Below are 23,547 nucleotides of genomic sequence, written 5' to 3' on the forward strand. Positions count from 1 at the left end.
CGTAAACCGACACAGGTGGGCAGGGTGAGTAACCCGAGGCGCTTGAGAGAACTCTGGCTAAGGAACTCGGCAAAATAACACCGTAACTTCGGGAGAAGGTGTGCCCTCGTTAGGTGATTGAACTTGCTTCATGAGCCGAAGGGGGTCGCAGAGAAATGGGGGTAGCGACTGTTTACTAAAAACACAGGACTCTGCCAAGTCGCAAGATGACGTATAGGGTCTGACGCCTGCCCGGTGCCGGAAGGTTAAGGGGAGAGGTTATCTGGTTTACTGGAGAAGCCTTGAACCGAAGCCCCGGTAAACGGCGGCCGTAACTATAACGGTCCTAAGGTAGCGAAATTCCTTGTCGGGTAAGTTCCGACCTGCACGAATGGCGTAACGACTTCCCCACTGTCTCAGCCAGGGACTCAGCGAAATTGTAGTGGCGGTGAAGATGCCGTCTACCCGCAGCAAGACGGAAAGACCCCGTGGACCTTTACTACAGCTTGACATTGGTTTTTGGGCTAGCATGTGTAGGATAGGTGGGAGGCTATGAAACCGGGACGCTAGTTTCGGTGGAGCCATCCTTGAAATACCACCCTTGCTATCTTAGGAATCTAACCTTGGTCCCTTATCGGGATCGGGGACAGTGTCTGGTGGGTAGTTTGACTGGGGCGGTCGCCTCCCAAAGAGTAACGGAGGCGCGCGAAGGTTCCCTCAGGCTGATTGGAAACCAGCCATAGAGTGTAAAGGCATAAGGGAGCTTGACTGCGAGACCGACGGGTCGAGCAGGTACGAAAGTAGGTCTTAGTGATCCGGTGGTTCCGCATGGAAGGGCCATCGCTCAACGGATAAAAGGTACCCCGGGGATAACAGGCTTATCTCCCCCAAGAGTTCACATCGACGGGGAGGTTTGGCACCTCGATGTCGGCTCATCGCATCCTGGGGCTGGAGCCGGTCCCAAGGGTTTGGCTGTTCGCCAATTAAAGCGGTACGTGAGCTGGGTTTAGAACGTCGTGAGACAGTTCGGTCCCTATCTGCTGTGGGCGTAGGAAATTTGAGAAGAGCTGCTCCTAGTACGAGAGGACCGGAGTGGACGGACCACTGGTGTGCCAGTTGTCGTGCCAACGGCATCGCTGGGTAGCTATGTCCGGAAGGGATAACCGCTGAAAGCATCTAAGCGGGAAGCCCCCTTCAAGATAAGATTTCCCTTCCCTTCGGGGACTGAAGGGCCCTTGAAGACTACAAGGTTGATAGGTCGGAGGTGTAAGCACAGCAATGTGTTCAGCTGACCGATACTAATCGCCCGTGAGGCTTGGTCACTTTAACATCTTCAAAGAAACTCGCCAGACTCGGCCAAAGCGTTGTGCAATGTGCTTCTTACTCTACTTCGATTGCCAGATCACCCCTGAAAACGACATAAAGTTTCCGGTGGCGATAGCGTAGAGGCCACACCCGTTCCCATCCCGAACACGGAAGTTAAGCTCTACAGCGCCGATGGTACTGCAAGGTTTCCTTTGTGGGAGAGTAGGTCGCCGCCGGATTAATCTTCAAGCCCCCGTCTCAGCCGAGACGGGGGCTTTTTCTGTTGCTCGGCGGGCCTCAGCGCGCCGCTTCCCGCTCGTGCTCCTCGCGCAGCACCCGCCGCAGGATCTTGCCCACCGCGCTTTTGGGTAGTTGCTGACGGATCTCCACCTGGCGCGGCGCCTTGAAGGTGGCCAGGCGCTCCTTGCAGTGGGCCAATAGCGCCGCCTCATCCACTTCGGCGGCCTCGGCTTTCAACACCACGTAGGCCTTGATCGTCTCGCCGCGATAGGCGTCGGCCACGCCGATCACCGCGGCCTCGGCCACCGCCGGATGCTGATAGAGCACGTCCTCGATCTCCACCGGGGCCACGTTGTAGCCCGAGGCCACGATCAAGTCCTTGATGCGATCGACAAAATGCACGAAATCGGCCTCGTCCACGTAGCCCCGGTCGCCGGTGCGAAACCAGCCGTCGGGCAGAAAGGCCTCGGCCGTCTGCTGGGGCTTGTTCAGATAGCCCCTGGCCAATTGCAACCCGCGATACCATATCTCGCCCTGCTGGCCGCGCGGCGCCGGCTTGCCATCGTCGCCGACGATCAGCACCTCCGAAAACAACGGCACGCCGATGGCCGTGATGTTGTCCTTGATGCCCGGCGTGCTGATGATTCCGCCGCTGTTGGTCTCGGTCATGCCCCAGCCATTGACCAGCCGCGCGCCCGTGGCCGCCTCCCACTGCTCCTGCAAGGCCGGCGGCACCGGCGCGCCGCAGCCGATGGTCACCTTGATGCTCGACAGATCGCTGGCCGCCACCAGCTCGGGCCGCTGCAACAGGGCGATGAACAAGGTGGGCGGCGCGAAAATCACGTTGACGCCGTATGTTTCGATGATGCGGAAACAGTCGGCCACGTCGAACATGGGGATGGGGATCACCGTGCCGCCCTGATAAAACACCGGCAGTAAATGCAGGAAATAGCCGGCCGTGTGAAACATCGGCATGATCGAGAAATTGACCTCGCGGGGGCCCCAGGTGCGAAAGGCGTGGGTGTGGGTCAGCGAGTTGTAGACCATGTTGAAGTGGGTTTCGATGACGCCCTTGGATTTGCCGGTGGTGCCGGCGGTGTAGAGCAGCAGGGCCACGTCGTCGTTGGGCGCGCAAGGGGCGGCCTGGGCCAGGGGCGCGGCCTGGGCCAGGGTCGCGAAAAAGTCGGCCGCGCCATCCACCGGCGTTTTGGGGATATCCCACAAGAACTTTATCGCCGCCGGAACAACGCAATCGTCGGCCGCCCAGTCCTTGATGTTGGTCACCAGCGCGCCCTGCAGTTGACCCGCCGACGGGCGGATCTTGTCGTAGAGCAGATCCAGCGCCACGATGGCCTTGGCCCCGCAGTCTTTCAATTGATAGGCCACCTCGTCGGCCTGGTACATCACGTTGATCGGGCAATGGGTCACGCCGGCCTTGGCCGCGCCGTAAAAGGCGATGACGTGTTGCAGCGAATTGGGCAGCATCGCCGCCGCCACGTCGCCGCGGCCCAGGCCCAGAGCGGTCAGCCAGCCGGCGTAGCGGCTGATCAAATCGTCGAGCTGGCCGTAGGTGATGGCCTTGTCCATGAACACCACGGCGATCTCGTCGCGGTGGGCGGCCACTGTCCGCGCGAAAAGCTCGTAGATGGAAATCAGCGGCGGCGCGGGAACCTCCTCCATGTACCAACTGGGGTGCGAGACCACGTACGAAAGGTGGGGCTCGATGGCCTGGCCCTGCTCCAACCACTGCCGGGGATAACCCAAGCGCTGGTAGCATTGCCAAAACGCCGCGTCGTAAAACGCCGCGCCAGCCACGAACCGGGGGGCCATGATCGCGCACATAAGCCATCCTCCACGAAAAGGAGCGGGGGGCGCGGGCCGGCGAGGCCGCGCCGTGGGTGATGGCCCAGCATAAATCACCGCATATGTGCTATGTCAAGCGGGGTTATCGTGTAGCTATAAAATAGCTGCCAGCGACGATGTGCTCACGCCTCGGCCAGCGGTGGCCACAGCAGGTTGATCAGCGGCGAGTAGGCGAAGCGCCGGCCGCGCCGCTGGCCGGTGACTTCGACCAGCAGGCCCATCTCCAGCAGCTTGCTGACCAGCAAGCCGGCCGTGCGTTGGGTGACGCCGAGCTGTTGGGCCACGGTGGGCAGGTCGATCACGGGGAGGCTGACCAGCAGGTCAAGCAGCCGCAGGGGATGGCGAGGCGCGCGCACCCAAGTGCGCACCAGGTCGGCGTTTTCGACTTGCAGTTGATAGGCGGCCAGGCCGCTGTCGCTGGCCAGGCGAGCCGCCTGGCCGCAGGCCCGCAAAAACACCAGCAGCCAGGTGCGCCATGCCCCGCTGCGCCGCACCAGGTGCAAAAGCCCCTGGCAGCCGCCGGGTTGCTGGGCGCTGGCCAGCTCCAGGGCCGGGCGCAGGCGCAAAAAAGCCGCCGCCGGCAGGCCCAGGCGCGGAGCCAAGCCATATAACAACACCTGGCCGGCCGCCGAGCGGCGGGGATCGTCGGGGCCTTCGCGCTCCCAACTGGCCAGGGTCAGGCCGGCAACCACCAGCGCCGGCAGGCCGACGGCCAGCCAGCGCCGGGCCTGGCCCCAGAGCGCGCCGCCGGCCGGCTGATTTTGCAGCTCCCACGGGTCTTGGCGCTGGGCCCGGCTGAGCTGGGGGGCCTCCAACCCGCAAAGCACGGCCCCGACCAGGGCCGGGCTCAGGGCCTGATCCAGCGGCGCGGACTCCGCCAGGCGCAGGCTGGCCACGTGGCCCACGGCCAGGCGCAGGGGTTTGCCGGGCCGCGTCGGCCGAGGCTCGGGGCCCAGGGCCAAAAGCTCCACCGGCTCCAGGTCCAGGCCTCGGGCTTGTAGCTGATCCAGGGCGGCCATGGCCGCCAGCGGCCCACGGGCAAAGCCGGCCCACTGGGGCCACAGCGCCTCCAGCATGGCCAGGCGGCCCAACCAGCGCTCGGCCTGGGCCAGGGCGTCGGCGGTGTGCGGGTCTAGGGAAAAGCGTTCGGCCAAGCCGGCCTTGCTCTGGGCCATTGGTGCTCCAGCATGCGACATTAGCAAAAAATGTATTACAAAAAGCGCACAAGGCCCAACAAAAAATGCGTCCGCGAAAAAAGGGGAAGGCCCGGCGCGCGGCCGAGCCCTCCCCTGGATGACGTTGGCTTGCCCGGCGGCGGCTCAGCCGACCTTGGGCAGGTGCTTGAGGGCCTCGTCGACCAGCTCTTGCGGATAGCGATAGTTGTGCAGTTTGCCGGCAAAGTAGGCGTCGTAGGACGACATGTCGAAGTGGCCGTGGCCGGAGAGGTTGAACAAGATCGTTTTTTCCTTGCCCTCTTCCTTGGCGATGAGCGCTTCCTCCACCGCGCCGCGGATGGCGTGGGTGGACTCGGGGGCGGGGATGATGCCCTCGGTGCGGGCAAAGAGCACGCCCGATTCAAAACACTCCAGCTGGGTGATGGCCCGGGCCTCGACCAGGCCGTCCTCGACCACGCGGCTGACGGTGGGGGCCATGCCGTGGTAGCGCAGGCCGCCGGCGTGGATGCTGGGCGGCATGAAGGTGTGGCCCAGGGTGTGCATCATCACGATGGGGGCCATATGGGCCATGTCGCCGTAATCATAGGCGTAGACGCCCTTGGTCACGGTGGGGCAACTGGCCGGCTCGATGGCCAGGACGCGCACGTCCATGCCGGCCATTTTTTCGCGCAGGAAGGGGAAGGCGATGCCGGCGAAGTTGGAGCCGCCGCCGATGCAGCCAATGACCACGTCGGGTTTCTCGCCGATGGCCTTGAACTGACGCAGGGCCTCTTCGCCGATGATGGTCTGGTGCATGCAGACGTGGTTGAGCACCGAGCCCAGGGCGTAGTTGGTGTCGGCGCGGCCGGCGGCGTCCTCCACGGCTTCGCTGATGGCCAGGCCCAGGGAGCCGGGGCTGTCGGGGTCTTCGGCCAGAATCTTGCGGCCGGACTCGGTCTGAGTGCTGGGGCTGGCGAAGATCTCCGCGCCCCAGGTGTTGATCATCGACTTGCGATATGGTTTCTGGTCGTAACTGACGCGCACCATGTAGACGGTGCACTCGATGCCAAACATGTTGGTGGCCAGGCTCATGGCGCTGCCCCACTGGCCGGCGCCGGTCTCGGTGGCGATGCGCTTGATGCCTTCCTTCTTATTATAGTAGGCCTGGGGCACCGAGGTGTTGGGCTTGTGCGAGCCGGCCGGGCTGACGGACTCGTTCTTGAAGTAGATCTTGGCCGGCGTGCCCAGGGCCTTTTCCAGGTTGTAGGCCCGTTGCAAGGGGGTCGGCCGCCACAGGGCCAGGATCTGCAAGACCTCGTCGGGAATCTCCCACCAACGCTTGTCACTCATTTCTTGCTCGATGAGCGACATGGGAAAAATGACGTTCATCTGCTCGGGGGTGACGATCTGCATGGTCGCCGGATGGTAGGGCGGAGCCAGGGGCGTGGGCAGGTCGGCCTGGATGTTGTACCACTGTTTGGGCATGTCCTGTTCGGACAGTAGGGTTTTAACCGGTTTCATGGTTCGCGTTTTTCCTTGCTGAGGGTTACAAGCTCCGTCTCCGGGCGGCCCGGCGAGCAAAGCGCATATCCACAAAAGTGGCGGGCCCTCGGATGGCGCTGGGCCGCGCGGCGAGCGCCGCCGCGATTGGCTCCAGGCCTGAGCCCGCTATTGCCACTGCTTAATTGTATACTGTGTACCTCAGTTTAATGACGATGTCAAGCCCGTCGTGGCGGAAGTTTCTCGGTGGCTTGGACGATGCGTCGCGTCGCGTTCGAACCACCTGGCGGCCGCGTCGCGCCACAGGCTAGCGCAAAAAAACCAGCCATTTTTAGCAAGCACGACAATATTCAATAGTAAATAAATTTATATTTCTTGCGTACAAAAAACGAGGAAAAATAGGGTTTGAGCGCTTTAAGGGCATTTGTTGACGGCAAAATCCGCGTCGTGATAAATATATTTTTGAGTAAAAAATAAAATTGACCTCTGGCGACGGGCCGACCTCAGAAAAGCATGAACGTCTATTCATTGCATGCTTCACACCGGGGCCGCGCCGCGCCGGCGGCGAGCATGACCGGCCGGGACCGCGCCGCCCGCCGGCCAAAGCCTTGCCCCCGGAGCGGCTCTGCGCTATCTTTGAACGCCGTCACTCAAACCTTGGCCCGGACGAAAAATGGATCTGGCGCTTTTGGATCTGCTGCAAAACGTCTTCGTGGTGCTGGTGCGGCCCCGCGTGCCCGAGAACATCGGCGCGGCGGCCCGGGCCGTGGCCAACATGGGCCTGGGCGGCCTGCGCCTGGTCGATCCGGCCGACCTGACGGACAAACCCATGCGCGCCCTGGCCACCGCCCAAGGCCAACGGGTGCTGGAGTCGATGACCGTCAGCGATTCACTGGCCGCGGCCCTGGCCGATTGCGTGGCCGCCGCCGCCACCACCGCCCGCCTGGGCGAGCGGCGCGGCGCGCTGATCCCGCCGCGCCAGGCCGCCCCCGAGATCATGACCTGGGCGCGGCGCGGCCCGGTGGCCGTGGTCTTCGGCCCGGAGGATCGCGGCCTTAGCCACGAGCAAGTCGACCTCTGCCGCCTGTCGATCAACATCCCCACCAGTCAGGCCAGCAGCCTCAACCTGGCCCAGTCGGTGATCGTCTTGGCCTACGAGCTGCGCCTGGCCGCCGAAAACGGCGCGGGCCTGGAGCGCCGCAAGCTGCCCACGCCCGCGCCCCTGGGCGAGATCCAGGCCCTGCTGGCCCACCTGCAAGAGGCCTTTGTCAACATCGGCCACCTCGACGCCAACAACCCCGCCCATTTCATGCGCCTGCTCAAGGCCCCCCTGGAGCGCGCCGCCATGACCAGCAAGGAAGTGCGCGCCTGGCGCGGCGTGGCCCGCCAGGTCAACTGGCTGCACGGCCGCCTGGCCCGAAAAGACTAGCCGCGCCGCCGCACCGCCGGGTTATGCTGGGGTATAAGCTTTATTCGGGGGGGATGAAATGGCCAAGCCTATCTGCAAGGTGGATAAACGACACGGCGTGCCGGCCGTCTTGGGCGCGCTCGTCAGCCTGACCGGCGGCAACGATGTCTATTACACGGCCACCATCAGCGACGGCAAACGCACCGTGCGCGAAAGCGCCGCCACCGCCGCCCAGGCCGAGGCCAAAGCCTGGGCCGCCTGGAAGCGCGGTTAGACCGGGGCCTCCGCTCGATCGTCGGCCGAACTCCGGGCCTCGATGAAGACCTGCTTGATCTGCGGCAGCGCGGCGCGGATGCCCTGGTCCAGCCGGGCCACGGCCGCCTCGATCTGGCCGGCGTCCAGGCGGTCGTCAAAGTCCAGGGCCAGATTTAGCAGCACGTCCTCGGGGCCCAGGTGCATGGTCAGCAGCCGGCCCAGGCCGACGACCTCCGGCGCGGCCAGGACGATGCCGCGCACCTGGGCCAGCACCTCGGGCATGGCCCCCTCGCCGATGAGCAGGCCCTTGGTCTCCACCGCCAGCCAGGTCGCCGTGCCGGCCAGGATCAGCCCGATGACGATCGAGGCCCCGCCGTCGAAGTAGTGGTTGCCGGTGAGGGCGTAGAGCGCCACGCCGCCAAAGGCCGCCAGCAGCCCGGCCATGGCCGCGCTGTCCTCGAAGAGCACCACCATCAGCGCCGGATCCTTGCTGCGCCGCACGGCGCGGATATAGCCCTGGCCGCCTTTTTTGCGGCGAAACTCGCCCAGGGCCATGGTCCAGGCCACGCCCTCGAAGATCAGCGCCAGGCCCAGCACGATAAAGCTGTAGACCGGCGAGGTCAGCGGCGTCGGCTCTAGGCAGTGCAAGACGCCCTCGTAGATCGATACCCCCGCGCCCAGGCCAAAGATCAAAATGGCCACGACAAAGCTCCAGAAATAGACCTCCCTGGCGTGGCCAAAGGGAAAGCGCGCGTCGGCCGGCCGCTGGGCGCGGCGCAGGCCGTGCAGCAACAGCAGTTGGTTGCCGGTGTCGACCAGCGAGTGCACGCCCTCGGAAAGCATGGCCGAACTGCCGGTGAGGGCGGCCGCGCCAAACTTGGTCAGGGCGATGAGCGCGTTGCCGGCCAGGGCCGCGTAAATGACTTTCTTGGAGCCGCCGGCCATGGTATCTCGCCTCAACCGGCCGTGGCCAGGCGGTTTTTGCCCTGGCGCTTGGCTTGATAAAGGGCCGCGTCGGCGCGGCGCAATAGCGACGCCGCGTCCTCGCCTTGGCCCAGGCAGGCCAGGCCCAGGCTGACGCCGCAGCTCACCGCCCCGTGCGCGGTGAGGAAGCTTTGGCAGGCGAAGGTCTGGCGGATGCGCTGGCCCACGGCGGCGGCCTGCTCGGCGCTCATGTCGGGCAAGAGCACGGCGAACTCCTCGCCGCCGTAGCGGAAGGCGGCGTCGGCCTGGCGCAGCGAGGCGCGGATGGTCTCGGCCAAGGCCTGCAAGACCTGGTCGCCGGCCGGGTGGCCGTGGTTGTCGTTGAAGGCCTTGAAGTCGTCGACGTCGAGCATCAAAAGGCACAGCGGCGCGCCGCTTTCGCTGGCGCGGCGGACCTGGGCCAGCAATTCCTGGTCAAAGTGGCGCTTGTTGAAAAGGCCGGTCAGGCCGTCGGTCTGGCTGAGGCGGCCCAGCAGCAGCGCGCGGTGGCGCAGGATGTCTTTTTCCTGGCGCAACAGGCGGATGCGGTCGGCCAGGGCCAACGACAGCAGCATCGACTCCAGGGCCGAACCCACCAGCAGGCTGCGCCGCACCAGATCGCCGCCGTCGATCAGCCCCACCTCGCGCAGCACGAAGATGAAAGTGGCCAGCGCCAAGATCGACCAGGCGGCCAGGTAATAGCGCGCCGGCCGATAACCGGCCCGCAGGGCCATCACGCCGGCCAGCACGGCCAGCACGGGCGAGAAAAAGCCCGAGGCCGTGGTCAGAGCCCAGGCCAGATGATATTGCGCGAAAAGTCCCAGCAGGCTGATGACCAGGCCGTAGGCCATGCAGGCGCGCAACAGCGCGTCCAACCGGGGGGCCAGCGGCCGCAGCCCCAGGAACACGCGCATGAAGGCGTAGGCCATGCAGGTCAGCCAGCCCATGAAGAACCAGAACAGGCGGCCGTAAAGCTCCGATTGGAAGTCCCAGAGCATCTGGGCCTGGCCGTACATGAACAGCCCGGCGGCCAGCATGCCGAAAATATAAAGCACGTAAACCAGATAAGCCCGGTCGCGCAGGCTGATGCCGAGAAACAGGTTGTAGATGATCATCGTCAGCAGCACGCCGAAGCACAGGCCAAAGACATAGTCGTCGGCCAGGGCCCCGGCGGTGTGGGCCGCCAGCGAATCGCCGAAAAAGGCGATGGGGATCACCGGCACGGTGCGCATGCGTAAAAAGATTTCCAGCTCTTGGCCGGGCTGGGGCCGGGGCAGCAAAAAGGCCGGATAGCGCCCGGCCAGTTGCCGCCAGGCAAAGGGCTGGTACATGCCGCCGCCGGCCTGGACGTGACGCCGGCCGTCGGGCCCTGGCGGCTGGTGGAGCGTCAGTTCCTGCAAATAAATGTTGTCGGAGAAGAGCACCCAGCCCGGTCCGTGGTCCGGCCAATCGTCGGCCGCCCGCACGCGCAGGCGCAGCCAATAGTAATCGATGTCCTTGGGCAGAACCAGGCCCGTCGGCCCGCCGGGCCGGAAAGCCTGGCGCAGGGGTGGGGCGCTGACCTGGGCCAGGCTCAGGTTGTTGTGGGGGTCGGGCAGGTATTCCATGGCCGCGCTGAGGTTGAGATCGGTCATCCGTGGCGAGACGACCAGCGACGCCGCCTCGGCGAGGCGCGGCAGCGCCAGCAGGGCGGCGAAAACGACGATGGCCAGGCGTCTGGGCATGGGGCGCGCTCCTCTGGTCGGCGGGTCGTGAGGCGGCCGCCGGGTGAGGATAAAGTATCATCACGCCGCGCCCAGGAAAACAGCTTTGTGCCGGGTCGCCAAGGCCACTAAACCGGCGGCGTTGAATTTGCCAAAATCGATATCTTGCGATATCTTCCACGGGTTGCGACCTCAATTGGCCGCGCTTGTCGCAATGGCGCGGGCCCGCGCGGCCGCCGGGAGAGGAAGGACCATGGCGCAGTTCGAAACCGGCAGAACAGCCGAGTATCATCGGATATTCCAGCAGTTCGCGTGGAATGTCCCGGCGGATTTCAACTTCGGCTTCGACGTGGTGGACACGTGGGCCGCCGATCGCACCAAGCTGGCCGTATTGTCGCTGAGCGAGGACGGCGAGCACGCCGAGCACATGAGCTTTTTCGAGCTCAGCCGCCTGTCCGACCGCTTCGCCAACGTGCTTGTCGACCTGGGCCTGAAAAAAGGCGATCGCGTCCTGATCATCCTGCACAGCATTCCCCAGTGGTACGTGGCCATGATCGCCATGTTCAAGCTGGGGGTCGTGCCCATGCCGGGCACGGTGCTCCTGACGGCCAAGGACATCAGCTACCGCGTCAACCGAGCCGAGGCGGCCATGGTCATCACCGACCTGGACCACGTGGCCCGCGTCGACGAGGTGGCCCGCCAGTGCCCCACGCTCAAGCACAAGCTGGTCGTGGGCGACAAGGCCCCCGGCTGGGTCGACTACGAAGCCGCGATGGCCGCCGCCCCGGCCCGCCTGGAGCGCGGGTGTCTGGGCCAGGTCAGCCCGGCCGACCCCATGCTTTTGTATTTCACCAGCGGCACCACCGGCCAGCCCAAGATGGTCTTGCACAGCCACGCCTATCCCCTGGGCCACGAGGTCACCGCGCGCTACGTCTTGGGGCTAAAGCCCACCGACCTGCATTGGACGATCTCGGAGACGGGCTGGGCCAAGGCCGCCTGGGGCAAGCTCTTCGGCCAGATGTTGGTGGGCGCGGCCATTTTGCAGCGCAAAAGCGCCAGCGGCTTCAGCCCCGAAAACACCCTCAAGGCCATGGAGCGCTACGGCGTGACGACATTCTGCGCCCCGCCAACGGTTTATCGCATGCTCATCCAGCAGGATTTGAAGGCCTACAACTTCACCCTGCGCCGCTGCCTCAGCGCCGGCGAGCCCATGAACCCCGAGGTGATCAAGGCCTGGCGCGACGGCACGGGCCTGGACATCTACGATTTCTACGGCCAGACCGAGACGGTCAGCCTGATCTCCAACTACGAGTTCATGCCGCTGAAGTATGGCAGCGTCGGCCTGCCCACGCCCGGCCACGACATGCGCGTCGTCGACGAAAACGGCGTGGAGCTGGCGCCCAATGAGGAAGGATACATCGCCCTTTATCTGGGCGGCCAGCGCCCGCCGGGCCTGATGATGGAGTATTGGCGCGACGACGAGGCCATGGCCGCCTCGTTCCGCGGCGATTTCTACTACACCGGCGATCGGGCCTACCGCGACGAGGAAGGCTATTTCTGGTTCGTGGGCCGCAACGACGACATCATCAAAAGCTCGGGCTATCGCATCGGGCCATTCGAGGTGGAGTCGGTGCTTTTGGAGCATCCGGCCGTGGCCGAGTGCGCCGTGGTCGGCGCGCCCGACCCCAACGGCGTGCGTGGCGTGGTGGTCAAGGCCTTTGTCGTGCTGGCCAAGGGCTTGGCGCCCTCCGACGAGTTGACCAAAGAGATTCAGGACCACGTCAAAACCAGCACCGCGCCCTACAAATACCCGCGCATCATCGAGTATCGTCAGACCCTGCCCAAGACCATCAGCGGCAAGATCCTGCGGCGGGAGCTGCGGGCCGAAAAATAGCGCGCGGCCGCCAGGCTTTGACGGCGGCGTCGGGCGGGAGCCTGGCGCCGCCTTTGTTTCGCGCGGCCGGCGGCGGTTCAGGCGTCGGGGTTCAGCAGGGCCTCCATGTAGGCCTTGAGCACGTTGTCGGTGGTGTCGTCGATCTTGACCCGGCCGCGGTCGAGCCACAGCAGGCGGTTGCAGGTCGAGCGCAGCACGTCCAGCGAGTGGGAGGCGATCAGGACGATGGAGGCGGTGTTCATCAGCTTTTGGAAACGGGCGCGCACTTTTTGGATGAACACGGCGTCACCGGTGCCGATGGCCTCGTCCAAGAGCAAAATCTCGGGGTTGATGGCCGTGACCAGGGCGAAGCCCAGGCGCACCTGCATGCCCTGCGAGTAGGTGGACACGGGCATGTTGAGGTATTCGCCCAGCTCGGTGAACTCTTCGATGTCGGGGATGATGTCCTCGGTCTGTTTTTTGCTAAGGCCGCGCAACATGCCCATGTAAAAGATGTTTTCGTAGCCGGTGCGGCCACCGTCCAGGCCGGCGTGGATGTTGAACAGGGCCTGCACGCCGCCCTGGGTGTCCACCACGCCGCGGGCGGCCGGGCGCAGACCGGCCACGGTGCGCAGCAGGGTGGTCTTGCCCGCGCCGTTGAGGCCCAGCAGGCCCACCCGCTCGTTTTCGGCGATCTCCAGGTTGACGTCTTCCAGGGCGCGGACCATGACCCGGCTGGCCTTGCCGCGAAAGATTTGGCCGCCGCTGGCGAACTTCTTGCGCTGGCCGCCGCCGGAGGCGCGACGGTCGCCCAGCTTGTAGACGGGGAACTCCACCGAGACGTTGGAAAGCCTGATGTGCGCCATGGCCAAGCCCTCTAGAGCCAATAGGGAATCTGTTTGCGGTAGCGCCCGAACACGGCCAGGGCCACCAGCAGCAGCCCGGCCGTGCAGCCGCCGGCCACCCACCAGGAAAGCTCGGCCGGGGCCTGGCCCAGAAGGGGGGCCCGCACCAGCTCGATGTAGTGGTAGAGCGGGTTCCAGTCGGCGATCCAGGTGCGCGCGCCCAGCATTTCGCGCTGCCACATGATCGGCGTGACGAAAAAGCCCAGGTTGACCAGCGCGCCCACCAGGGGGATGACGTCGCGGATGCGCGCGCCGGCCACGCCGAAGACGGCCACCACGCACAGGCCCGAGAGGTAGATCAGCGCCACGCCGCCGATGGCCAGAAAACTCACCGCCGAGACCGCCACCCGAAAGACCACGGCCACGATGGCGAACACCACCATGTGATTGCAAAAATACAAAAACAAAAAGAACACCGAGCGGAAGACGTGAAACGACATCGGCATGCTGATGCTTTCGATGATCGCCCGGTTGGTGATGAACACCGTCACGCCCTGGGTCATCATGTTGGACATCCACTGCCACAACAACAGGCCCACGGTCAGAAAGGGCAGATAACTGGCCAGTTCGACCTTGAAGATCAGCGCGAAGACAAAGCCCTTGATGACGATGGTCAGGCCCCACTGCAACGAGGCCCAGAGCGGCCCCAGCAGGGTGCGGTTGTAGTTGTGCTTGAGGTCGCTGTAGGCCAGATAGGCCCAGTTCGAGCGGCGTTTCCAACCGTCGGCGATATCGGTCAGCGGCATGCGGCAAGTCCAGAGCTGGTTTGGGCCAATACCGCCCGCGGCCACGCGGCGCTTCAGGTTGGTGGGGCGTTTCCAGCGGCGAGCGCGGCGGGGCCAGCGGGGCGGCCGTGGGCTGGCGTCGTCCGGGGGGATTTCGCCCGGCCACGGCGCGAAAAAAAAGATGGCGGAGAGGGTGGGATTCGAACCCACGTAGCGGGGATTAGCCGCTAACCCGATTTCGAGTCGGGCCCGTTACGACCGGACTTCGGTACCTCTCCGCGGCAGGCATATCTTACCCGGCCGCGTCGCCCCTGGCAAGGGCCAACAGCACGCGCCGGGCGACCCTTTTCAGCCCTTGGCCCGCAGCAGATAGCCCAGCTCGTCGTCGGCGAACAGGTCCACGCGCAGGCCCACGGCCTCGATCATGGGGGCCATGGCGGCCAGCGGCGGCATCAGGTCGCCCTCCACCACCGTGCCGGCCTTGCGGTGGTGGTCGTTGATGGTGGCCCAGTCGATGAAATGGACGATCAACAGCGACCCGCCCGGGGCCAGCAGCCGGCGCAGGCAAGCCAGGGCCAGGGGCTTGTCGTCGAAGTGGGGAAAGACCTGGTGGCAGACGACGCGTTGAAAAGCGCCCGGCGGGCCGTCGTATTGCTCCAGGGCCAGATGCAGGGCCGTGACCTGGGGCAGATTTTGCGTGCGCCGCTGGCAGGCCGCGACCATGGCCGGGCTGATGTCCATGGCCAGCACCCGGCCCGTGGGGCCCACCCATTGGCCCAGCAGTTGGCTCAGGCGGCCCGCGCCGCAGCCGGGCTCCAGAACGGCCATGCCCGGGGCGATGGCGGCGGCTTGGCGCAGGCGCGCGATCTTGGGGACCTCGTCGGGGCCATAGGCCGCCATGGCCCACGGCGCGTCAACTTGGGCGTCGAAAAACGCGGCCTTTTCTCTGTTCATTGAGCGCCTTTCTTGATAAAAGCCGGTATCTCACCGAGTTTGCCATACTTTTTGGCCATGGCCCCCTGCACCGAAACGCCCAGCAGCGCGCGGTGGATCTCGGCGGCTTTTTGCTCCGGCCCCACATCGGCAAAGCGCCGGGGCCACAGCGCCTTGCCGATGGCGTAGGCGTCGGCCACGGCCACGCCCAGGTTGGTCACATACCAGTTGAAGGGGTGCAGCACAAAGACCCGCCCCGCGCCAAAGGCCGAAAGGGCTTGATAAAACTCGGGCCGTTTGGCCCAATCGCCGGCCAGCAGGCCCATGCCGGCCGCGTCCATGAAGATCGTCGGAGGGTCGATGGTCAAGAGCTTTTCGCGGCCGACAAAGCAGTGGCCCCGGCCGCCGGCCAGTTTGGCCGCGTTGTCCAGGCCCAGCCAGGCGAACGGCGCGTAATCGGCGTCGGAGCTTTCCAGGCCCTGCACGCCCTTGAAGCCCACGCCGCCCACGTAGACCGGGCCGGGGTCGGGCGCGCCCTTGGCCCGCCGGGCCAGGTCGTCCAGCCAGCCTTGGGTCAGGGCGATGATCTCGGCGGCGCGCTGGCGGCGGCCCAGGGCCGCGCCGGCCACGCGCAGGCTGGCGAAGAGGGCCGCGGTGTCCACCGAGGCGAAGGGGCCATAGTCCAGGGCCACCACCTGGGCCCCGCTTTGCGCTTGCAGGCGCTGGGCGGTCTGGCGGTCCATGTAGGTGACAAAGATGAGCTGGGGCGCCACGGCCAGCAGGGCCTCCATGTCGGGCATGCGGCCGATGGCCGAGACCCCGCCGGGGCCGATCACCGGCAGCTTGGTCAGCTCTGGCTGGGCCAGGATATAGGGCCGGCCGTCGGGGAAGTCGCGCTCCAGGGCCTCGACGCCGACCACGCGCTCGTGGGCGCCCAGGTAGACGATCAGCCGCAGGGCCCCCGGCCCCAGGCAGACGATGCGCTGGTTGGGGCGATTGAGGTCGATGGCCCGGCCCAGGCAGTCGGTGACGGTTGTTTCGTGGGCCGAGGCGGCGCTGGCGGCGATCAGCAGCAGGGCGGCGACGAAGGCCGCCAGCCAGGGGCGGCGGGCCGGGCGGTGGCGATGGATCACGGGCGGTTCTCCTGTCTGCGCCGGGGCAGCACCACGGGGCTGTCGCCGACGCGGGCGATGTCGGCCTCCACGCCGTAGACCTGGGCGATGATGGCCGGGGTCAGCTCCTCGGGCGCGACAAGGGCGTGGACCTGGCCGTTTTTGAGCAGCAACAGGCGGTCCATGCCCCGCAGGGCCAGGTTCAGGTCGTGCAGGCAGACCAGGGCGCACAGGCCGTGGTCGCGGACTTCGTGACGCAGGATTTCCATCAGCTCCAGTTGGTTGGCCAGGTCCAGATTGCTGGTGGGTTCGTCCAGAAGCAGCAGCTTGGGCTCTTGGGCCAGGGCCCGAGCGATGAGCGCCTTCTGGGCCTCGCCGCCGCTGAGGCGGTCCATGGGCCGGCGGGCCAGATGGCTCAGGTTCAGCCGCTCCAACACCTGGCCGACCACGCGGCGGTCGTGGGGGCCGGGGCCCCAGCTCATGTGGGGCTTGCGGCCCAGCATGACCAGTTCGGCCACGGTCAGGGCGCATTGCGGCCGGCCCTGGGCCACGTGGGCCACGCGCCGGGCCAGGGCCGCGCCGTTTAGGCTGGCGATGTCGCGGCCCTCCAGCAGCACCCGCGCCCGGCCCGGCTGGATCACGCGGCACAGGCAGCGCAGCAGGGTCGATTTGCCCGCGCCGTTGACGCCCAGCACGCCCATGGCCTGGCCGGCCGGCAGCTCGAAGGAGACCCCGGCCAGCACCGGCCGGCCGTTGTAGGCGTATTGCAGCCCTTCCACGCGCAGCATCAGTCGTCTTGCCTCTTGATCAGCAGATAAAGAAACAGCGGCGCGCCCAGAAAAGACGTCAGCACGCCCACCGGCATGGCCCCCGAGACCAACAGCAGCCTTCCCATCGTGTCGGCCAACAACAGCAGCAGCGCGCCCGTCAGGCACGAAAACGGCAGGAGCAAGGCATGGTTGTCGCCCACCAGCATGCGGCTGACGTGGGGGGCCAACAGCCCCAGAAAGCCGATAACGCCGTTGAAGGCCGTGGCCAGGGCGATGATCAGCGCGGCCAGGGTCATGCCCCAAAAGCGCAAGCGCGGCCCGTTGACCCCCAGCCCGGCGGCGGTCTCCTCGCCGGCCAGCAGGGCGTTCATGGCCCAGCCGTTGGCCGCCAGATAGGCCGTGGCCAGGGCCGTGGGCGCCAGCGTCAGGCCGATCTCGCGCCACGACGAGCGGGCCACGTCGCCAAAGCTCCAGAAAACCACGGCGGCGATCTCGGAATCGGTGGCCAGATATTGCACCAAAACCGTGCCCGCCGCGAACAGCGACGACAGGGCCACGCCCACCAGCACCACCGCTCCGGGCGACATGGCCTTTTGCCGGGCCAGGGCCAAAATGATGGCCGAGGCGGCGATGGTGGCCAGAAAAGCGCCCAGGCTGATGGTCAGCGGCCCCTGCAAAAACATCTCGGCCGGGGCCGCCGAGCGGGTGGCGGTGACGAGCTGATCGCCGGCGTCCAGGCAGACGATGGCCAAAGCCGCGCCAAAGGCCGCCGCATGGCTGAAGCCCAGGGTGAACGGCGAGGCCAGGGGGTTGTGCAACAGCGTTTGCAGGGCCAGCCCGGCCAGGCCCAGGCCCCAGCCGCAGACAATGGCCGCGGCGATGCGCGGCAAGCGGATCTGCCACAGCACCACGCCCAGGCGCGGGGGGCCATCGCCCCACAACGCCTGCCAGAACTGGCCCGGCGAAAGGGCGTAGGAGCCGTGGCTCGCGGCGAAGGCGGCCAAAACCACCAGCGCCGCGGCCAGGCCCGCCAGCATCGGCCAAGGGCGGGAGATGGTCTGCGTCAAGTTGTCGCGGTCTGGCCCGCCCCGGCCCATGCCAGCCATGTCTTGGTCACATCCCGTCATAGAGGCGGTTCAGCTCGTCCATCCACTGGGGCGCGCGCACGTCCTCGCGGGCCAGGTAGTGGGTGTTGTAGGGCTTGATGTCCAGCACCGGCGTGCCGTCGACGGCCTCCAGGCCGTGGATGGTCAGCACATTGCCATCCACGGCCAGCAGCCGCGCCACCGTCACCAGCAGGGGGTTGGGCCGGGCCGGGCTGCAGGTGGCGAAAACGCCGGTGAGGGGCAGCTCCTCGAAGCCGGCCGGGTGGACCTTCTGGGCCTGGCGGCCTTCCTCGGGCAGCAGGTGGGGCCAGTAGATCACCACCAGGTGGGAAAACTGCTCCAGGCCCTCCAGCAGGGGCAGATAGCGCGGGTCGATGACGATCTGGCTGTCCACGTCGTTTTCGCGCAGCACCTGGCCCACGTGGGCGCCCTGGCGGCTGATGCCTTGGCGGGCCCCTTTGAGCGATGGCTTTTGCAGCGGGCTATGCACGCGGCCGATGGGCCAGACGTGATAGGCCTCGTCGATGGTCGCCGCGTGGGCGATGTCGATGGTTTTCATCATGGCTCCCTTTCAGAAGGCCAGGCTCACCCCGCCGTAGTAGAGCGTGCCGGGCAGGGGGTAATCCAGGCGGATATAGCATTCTTCGTTGAAGATGTTCTCCACCGCCGCCGAGAACGTCACGTCGGTTTTTTGGCAACGCACGGTGTAGGAGGCGCGGATGTTGTGCAGCCAATAGGGGTCCAGCTCGTACATGGGCTCGTACTTGGGCGTGGTGGCGGCCACCTGGGGCGGCACGCCCGGCGCGCCGCCGGCAAAGCGGCTGGAGACGAACTGTGACTGCCACTCCAGCAACAGCGGCTTGAGCGGCCGGCTGCGCAGGGTCAGGTTGAGCACGTGGTCCGGGGCGTTGAACAGCTCGTTTTTGCCATAGAGCTTTTCGGTGATCGGGTCGCCGCTGGTCTGGTTGGCCATCCAGGTGTAGATGGCCTCGGCCTCCAGGTATTGGCAGAAGGTGTAGACGCCGGCCAGCTCCATGCCCCACAGGCCGACGTTGTCGACGTTGTAGGTGGGCGGATAGGACACCGGGTAGATGTTCACGTAGTCGTCCAGGTCTTGATAGAAGAAGTTGATTTGCAGGGCGTGGTTTTGGCCGCTCTTGCGCAGGCCCAGTTCATAGTCCCAGCCCTTGGTGGCCTCCAGGTCGCCGATCATGTTTTTCCAGCCCTGGATATATTGGGCCGGGATCAGGCTGGCCGGCGCGCCGGCCGGCTGGGCCAGGCCGTAGTAGGCCCGCAGGACCGCCCGGCCGGCAAAGGAGATCAGCTCGTGGTTGCTGTGCCAGCGATAGAGGTCGGCCATGGTCGGGGCCTTGAAGACGTGGCCGGCAAAGGCGAAGGCCTGCCAGTCCTCGTTAAGGTCGTAGGTCAGGCTGGCCCGGGGCGAGAGGCCCTCGTCGGAGATGTCGGAGCCTGGGTTGATGTAGCCCCGGTCGGAGTCGATGGTGTTTTTGTAATAGTCGTAGCGCAGGCCCATGGTCAGATTGAGCTGGGGCAGCAGCCGCCAGGTGTCCTCGGCAAAGACGCCGGCCAAGTCCTGCTTCCATTCGATGCGCTCGGTTCCGTCGTTGTAATAGACCCAATCGGCCACGGCGTCGCCGTAGGTGTAGTCGGCGCCGATCTTCCAGGTGTGGTCGCCATGGGTGTGGTGGAGCTTGGCCTTGACCGAGGGCGTCTTGAAATCCAGGGCGTAGTCTTGATAATCGCCGGTGACCCAGCCGTTCTTGTAGCAGTCGTCGTCGCGCTTTTGCTGAAAATACGATGCGCTCAGGTCGACCCAGGCCGATTTGTAATCGGCGATGATGGTGTTTTCGTCGGTCTTGGTCTTGCTGCCGTCGGCGTAGCCCTGGGAGTTGCTCCAGATGTTCCAGTTGATGCGATCGTCCAGGGGCAGGCCCTCCTCGCGGCGGGTGGCGAAGCCGGTCAGGCGCAGGCTGCCGGCCTGGCCCAGGTCCACGCCCACCGCGCCGCTGACGTTGTATTGCTTGAGGTCGTTGTTTTCCAGGTAGGCCCCCCGGTCGCGGTAGGAGCCGCCGACAAACCAGTCGAACTTGCCCTGCGAGCCCGAGTTGCTGGCGTTGACCTTGAAGTCGTCAAACGAGCCGTAGTTGAGCGCCGCCGTCGAGCGTAGCTGGCGGGCGCCCTTTTTGGTGATGATGTTGATCGTGCCGGCCAGGGTGTTGCCAAACTCCACCGAGCCGGCCCCGCGGATCACCTCGATGCGCTCGATGTTCTCCAGGGGGATCGACTCCCACGGAAAGGAGTAGGCGTAGTATTTGCCCAGTTGGCCCATGGGCGAGCCGTCGATGAGCACGCGCATGTCCTGGTCGGTCAGGCCACGCAAAAAGAGCTGCCGGCCGTAGGACGACTCCTGGATGTAGATGGAGTTGCCGAGCTTGAGCAGATCGGTCAGATCGGTGATCTGGCCGGCGGGGATCTGCCTGCCCGGATCGATGACCCCGGCCACCGGCGAGGCGTAGGAGTCCGAGCCGGTCAGGCTGGCCTTGACCTCCACCGGCGGCAGTTCGGCGTCGGCCAGGGCCGGCCGGGCCAGGGCCAGGGCCGCCAGCAGACAACACACTAGTAACGCGAGTTTTTTCCCAACCACTTTATGCCTCCCTAAAAAGAAAAAACGCCGACGCCAACCGGATGCGCCCACTCGCGCCGGCTAGGGAGCCTTCATGGCTTGTGCTGCGATTGTTTTGGTGGAAATTCAGCGTGGAGGCGCGGCTTCTGCCGCATGATGCTTGTGTCTACCCCAGGCCAAAGGACGTGTCAAGGGCGGTGTTTGATGGCGGCGGGGCCAAGCTTTGCCGTGGCCGGGCCTCAGGCCCCGGCGGCGTCTGGCTTGTCGAGCTGGGCCGGGATGGTGGTCACGGGCAGGATCACCGTGAAGGTCGCGCCCTTGCCGGGCTGGCTGTAGACCATGATCCGCCCGCCGTGTTTGGCCACGATGCCCTGCGAGACGCTCAGGCCCAGGCCGGTGCCTTTGTAGCGGGCCTTGGTGGTGAAGAAGGGGTCGAAGACCGAGGGCAGGATGTGCTCCGGTATGCCCGCGCCGAAGTCGATGACCTTGACCGCCACGTAGTGGGGCTCGTCGGCCGGGGCCAGCATGACCTGGATCTTGCCGCCCTTGGCCGAGGCGTCGATGGCGTTCAAGATCAGGTTCAAAAAGACCTGACGCAGTTGCTGGCTGTCGCCGTGGACGCGGGGCAGGTTGTCGGAGGCCTGGAGTTCTATCTTGATGCCGCTGAGTTTGATCTGGTTGGAGGCCAGATAGATCGTCTCGCGCAGGAGCGAGGGCAGATCCAAGGGCTCGATGCGGCTGGAGCTTTCGCGGGCGAAGTCCAGCAGATTGCTGATGATCTTGCGGGCGCGGTTGGCTTCGGCCACCACGTCGCCGATCATCTCGCGGCGCTCGGCGTCGTCGAGCGAGTCGTAGTCTTCCTGCAGGACGTGGGCGGTGATGGTGATGTTGTTGAGGGGGTTGTTCAGTTCGTGGGCCACGCCGGCGGTGAGGGTGCCCACGGCGCGCATCTTGTGCGACTGGATCAGCACGGCCTCGCGGTGTTGCAGCTCCTCGACCATGGTGTTGATCGAAACGGCCAGGTCGGTGAACTCGTCGCGGTAGAACCTGGTGGGGGTGATCGGCCGGAAATCGCCCATGGCGATGCTGGCGGCGTGCTCTCCCAGGTGCTTGATGGCCCGCAGCATGCGCGTGCCCAGCAGGTAGGCGTTGGCCACCAGCGCCAACAACAGCAGGGCCAGGGCGTAGAACAGCACGCGCCGCGCGTTGCGGTTGGCCTCGGCCAGGGCGGCCCGTTCGCCGCCCAGCAGGGCCGAGGCGTCGGAGACCAGGCCCTGGCCCTCGGCGCGCATGCGTTTTTGCAGATCGTGCCGGGCCAGTTCGGCTTCGGGGGCGGGCGGCGCGTTTTTCAGGGCGGCCAGCTTTTCCAGCAGCCCCTGATAGGACATGAGCTTGGGCGACATGACCTGGCTCCAGTCGCCGCCCATCACCGCGGCCAGCTCGCCGGCGTTGCGGCTGAGGATCTGTTCGGCGGTGAAGATGTGCTCCAGGGCCTCGTCCAGGCCCCGGCCGTAGAGCAGGTAGTTCTTTTCGTAGCGCCGGGCCTGTTCGACCTCCATGACGTAATCGCTGACGATCTCCAGAAAGCGCGTGGAGCGCTCCATGCGGTGGAAGTTGTAGACCATGCTGGCGGCCACGCCGGCGGCCATGATGAAGGCCGCCAAAAAGCCCAGGTAGATCTGTAGGCGCAGGCTGATCAGCGGCCGGTTCATCAGGGCGCGGATGTTGTCGGCGGTCTGGCGGTCGTGGACCGGGTCGCCGATGGGCGATGGGCAATCGAACATTTCCGGCGTCAGGCTGGTCATGTCGGTGATCCTTGATGGCTATTGGCCGGTTTGGGCGTCGGGGGCGCTCAAGGGCTGGCCCAGGGCCTGGGCGGCCTTGGCGATGACCTCGCGCAGGTCGTCGGGCTTGAAGGGCTTGGCGATGAAGTCGAAGGCGCCCTTGTCCATGGCCTCGCGGGCCAGCGACATCATGGCGTAGCCGGTGATCATGATCACCTTGCAGTTGGGCCAGCGCTCGTGGACGAACTCCAGCACCTGCAGGCCGTCGATCTCGTCCATGCGGATGTCGGTGACCACGACCTGGAATTCTTTTTTGGCGATGCGGGCCAGGGCCTTTTCCGGATCCTCGAAGACCTCCACCGCGCAGCCGATCTTGGCCAGGGCGGGGGCCAGCCGCCGGCCCACGATGGGCTCGTCGTCCAAAAGCAACACTTCGAGCAACTGGCTCATTGGCTCACCTCCGTGATTTCAATAATGAACGCCTTGCGCGACCCGTGGCAAGGGCCGCCTCTAACGACCGCTCTGGGCGGCGCTGCCGAAAAAGTCGTTGATCACATGGACTTCCACGTAATTGACCCCGGGGGCCTGACTGGCCAGCTCGCGCACGGCCAGTTGCTTTTTGCGCTGGCCGCGGCCGATGGCCGCCACGCGCACCACCACCCCGCCGTCGGAGACGTCGACCTTGGCCTCGGGGAACTTGGCCAAGAGCCGTTGGCGCACCTTGGCGGCCAGGGCCTTGTCGGCCAGGCACTTGCGCGAATAGGTCATGGCCTGGAACTTTGGGTAGCCGGCGGCCTCGGCGATGATGGCCACGGCCTGGGCCGGCTCCAGGCTGGCCAGGGAAAGGACCATGTCGTAGTTGTCGGGGTCGGTGTCGTCCAGACCGAAGGCCTCCAGCGACAGGCGGCGGCGGCGCTCCTGTTGGCGGCGGTCGGGTTTGTCCTGGCCCTGGCCGTCGCCGGGGCCGGCCAGCAGGCGCACGCGCAGGGCGTGGCTGACCCCGGCCAGGTAGGCGTGGGCGCCCAGGCCCACGCAGACCACGTTGTCGGCGCTCAGGCGCTCCAGGCAGGCCGCCCGGACGTGGGTCAACAAGGCCTGGCGTTGCCGGGCGCGCATGGCGAAAAAGCCGGGCGGCTCGTCCAGGGCCCGGAGCAGGTCTTTTTCGCTGACGCCGTGTTCGGCGGCGATCTGACCCAGGATTTCGCGGCCCACCAGGGCGTAGCCCAAGCTGTCGGCCACGCCCCGGGCCGCCAGGGTTTCCTGTTGGGGCGAATCGGAAGAAATGGCGATTATGGGCATTTCCATGCATCCTCTCCGGCCGAGCC

19 protein-coding genes, 1 tRNA gene and 2 rRNA genes (1 of these 22 only partly in view) are annotated in these 23,547 nt (G+C 65.8%); 5 read left to right on the forward strand and 17 right to left on the reverse strand.

From position 1 onward, the window contains the following. Positions 1–1,302: ribosomal RNA gene (locus tag DEBA_RS01480) — 23S ribosomal RNA — on the forward strand; it begins 1,698 nt to the left of the window's first position. A 104-nt stretch (positions 1,303–1,406) separates the two neighbouring features. Further along, positions 1,407–1,523: ribosomal RNA gene (gene rrf, locus DEBA_RS01485) — 5S ribosomal RNA — on the forward strand. Positions 1,524–1,581: 58 nt separating this feature from the next. On the opposite strand, the gene DEBA_RS01490 is transcribed toward rrf, so the two are convergent. From DEBA_RS01490 to DEBA_RS01500, 3 genes are all read right to left on the reverse strand, one after another. Next, entirely contained in the window at positions 1,582–3,366 is a 1,785-nt protein-coding gene (locus tag DEBA_RS01490; RefSeq protein WP_013257130.1) for a class I adenylate-forming enzyme family protein, read from the reverse strand. Between the two features lie 143 nt (positions 3,367–3,509). After that, positions 3,510–4,562, reverse strand: coding sequence for a Fic family protein (locus tag DEBA_RS01495; RefSeq protein ID WP_013257131.1), 1,053 nt, complete (start codon positions 4,560–4,562; stop codon positions 3,510–3,512). Between the two features lie 144 nt (positions 4,563–4,706). After that, positions 4,707–6,062 carry a TrpB-like pyridoxal phosphate-dependent enzyme gene (locus tag DEBA_RS01500; RefSeq protein WP_013257132.1) on the reverse strand — a complete coding sequence of 452 codons (1,356 nt, stop codon included), beginning with the start codon at positions 6,060–6,062 and terminating at the stop codon, positions 4,707–4,709. Between the two features lie 652 nt (positions 6,063–6,714). Here DEBA_RS01500 and DEBA_RS01505 point away from each other — a divergent pair. Both DEBA_RS01505 and DEBA_RS01510 read left to right on the forward strand, forming a co-directional pair. Beyond that, positions 6,715–7,470, forward strand: a complete 756-nt coding sequence (locus tag DEBA_RS01505; protein ID WP_013257133.1) for an RNA methyltransferase — start codon at positions 6,715–6,717, stop codon at positions 7,468–7,470. Between the two features lie 58 nt (positions 7,471–7,528). Continuing rightward, the gene (locus DEBA_RS01510) at positions 7,529–7,723 is read left to right on the forward strand and encodes a hypothetical protein (protein WP_013257134.1); all 195 of its coding nucleotides are present in this window, start codon (positions 7,529–7,531) and stop codon (positions 7,721–7,723) included. On the opposite strand, the gene DEBA_RS01515 is transcribed toward DEBA_RS01510, so the two are convergent. Continuing rightward, positions 7,720–8,649 (reverse strand): cation diffusion facilitator family transporter, encoded by a 930-nt coding sequence (locus tag DEBA_RS01515; protein WP_013257135.1) that lies wholly within the window; start codon positions 8,647–8,649, stop codon positions 7,720–7,722. The two genes, DEBA_RS01510 and DEBA_RS01515, sit on opposite strands and share 4 nt — an antisense overlap. Before the next feature lie 11 nt (positions 8,650–8,660). Next, positions 8,661–10,391, reverse strand: coding sequence for a sensor domain-containing diguanylate cyclase (locus DEBA_RS01520; protein WP_013257136.1), 1,731 nt, complete (start codon positions 10,389–10,391; stop codon positions 8,661–8,663). Positions 10,392–10,623: 232 nt separating this feature from the next. Between DEBA_RS01520 and DEBA_RS01525 the strand changes: the two genes are divergently transcribed. Beyond that, complete coding sequence (locus DEBA_RS01525) at positions 10,624–12,264, forward strand: acyl-CoA synthetase (protein WP_013257137.1); 1,641 nt, start codon at positions 10,624–10,626, stop codon at positions 12,262–12,264. 77 nt (positions 12,265–12,341) lie between these two features. Here the strand turns inward: DEBA_RS01525 and DEBA_RS01530 are convergent, their stop codons facing one another. From DEBA_RS01530 to DEBA_RS01585, 12 genes are all read right to left on the reverse strand, one after another. Next, on the reverse strand, positions 12,342–13,109 hold the full coding sequence (locus DEBA_RS01530) for an ABC transporter ATP-binding protein (RefSeq protein ID WP_013257138.1): 768 nt from the start codon (positions 13,107–13,109) through the stop codon (positions 12,342–12,344). Positions 13,110–13,120: 11 nt separating this feature from the next. Continuing rightward, positions 13,121–13,894 (reverse strand): ABC transporter permease, encoded by a 774-nt coding sequence (locus DEBA_RS17560; RefSeq protein ID WP_148227751.1) that lies wholly within the window; start codon positions 13,892–13,894, stop codon positions 13,121–13,123. 161 nt (positions 13,895–14,055) lie between these two features. Beyond that, positions 14,056–14,151: transfer RNA gene (locus DEBA_RS01540), tRNA-Ser, on the reverse strand. Positions 14,152–14,221: 70 nt separating this feature from the next. After that, on the reverse strand, positions 14,222–14,827 hold the full coding sequence (locus DEBA_RS01545) for a methyltransferase domain-containing protein (protein ID WP_013257140.1): 606 nt from the start codon (positions 14,825–14,827) through the stop codon (positions 14,222–14,224). After that, positions 14,824–15,939, reverse strand: a complete 1,116-nt coding sequence (locus DEBA_RS01550; protein WP_013257141.1) for an ABC transporter substrate-binding protein — start codon at positions 15,937–15,939, stop codon at positions 14,824–14,826. The genes DEBA_RS01545 and DEBA_RS01550 overlap by 4 nt, the downstream gene beginning before the upstream one ends. Then, positions 15,936–16,706: an ABC transporter ATP-binding protein gene (locus DEBA_RS01555; RefSeq protein ID WP_013257142.1), complete on the reverse strand. Its 771-nt coding sequence runs from the start codon at positions 16,704–16,706 to the stop codon at positions 15,936–15,938. Before DEBA_RS01555 ends, DEBA_RS01550 begins: the two co-directional genes overlap by 4 nt. Then, on the reverse strand, positions 16,706–17,794 hold the full coding sequence (locus DEBA_RS01560) for a FecCD family ABC transporter permease (protein WP_013257143.1): 1,089 nt from the start codon (positions 17,792–17,794) through the stop codon (positions 16,706–16,708). The genes DEBA_RS01555 and DEBA_RS01560 overlap by 1 nt, the downstream gene beginning before the upstream one ends. A 7-nt stretch (positions 17,795–17,801) precedes the next feature. Next, on the reverse strand, positions 17,802–18,356 hold the full coding sequence (tsaA, locus tag DEBA_RS01565; protein WP_148227752.1) for a tRNA (N6-threonylcarbamoyladenosine(37)-N6)-methyltransferase TrmO: 555 nt from the start codon (positions 18,354–18,356) through the stop codon (positions 17,802–17,804). Positions 18,357–18,365: 9 nt separating this feature from the next. Beyond that, positions 18,366–20,459: a TonB-dependent receptor gene (locus DEBA_RS01570; protein WP_013257145.1), complete on the reverse strand. Its 2,094-nt coding sequence runs from the start codon at positions 20,457–20,459 to the stop codon at positions 18,366–18,368. A 218-nt stretch (positions 20,460–20,677) separates the two neighbouring features. Then, positions 20,678–22,243: a sensor histidine kinase gene (locus tag DEBA_RS01575; RefSeq protein WP_013257146.1), complete on the reverse strand. Its 1,566-nt coding sequence runs from the start codon at positions 22,241–22,243 to the stop codon at positions 20,678–20,680. 18 nt (positions 22,244–22,261) lie between these two features. Next, entirely contained in the window at positions 22,262–22,672 is a 411-nt protein-coding gene (locus DEBA_RS01580; RefSeq protein ID WP_013257147.1) for a response regulator, read from the reverse strand. 60 nt (positions 22,673–22,732) lie between these two features. Then, complete coding sequence (locus DEBA_RS01585; protein ID WP_013257148.1) at positions 22,733–23,527, reverse strand: cytidylate kinase-like family protein; 795 nt, start codon at positions 23,525–23,527, stop codon at positions 22,733–22,735. Positions 23,528–23,547: the final 20 nt, after the last annotated feature.

It is taken from the genome of Desulfarculus baarsii DSM 2075, assembly GCF_000143965.1.
GTDB classification, from domain to species: Bacteria; Desulfobacterota; Desulfarculia; order Desulfarculales; family Desulfarculaceae; genus Desulfarculus; species Desulfarculus baarsii.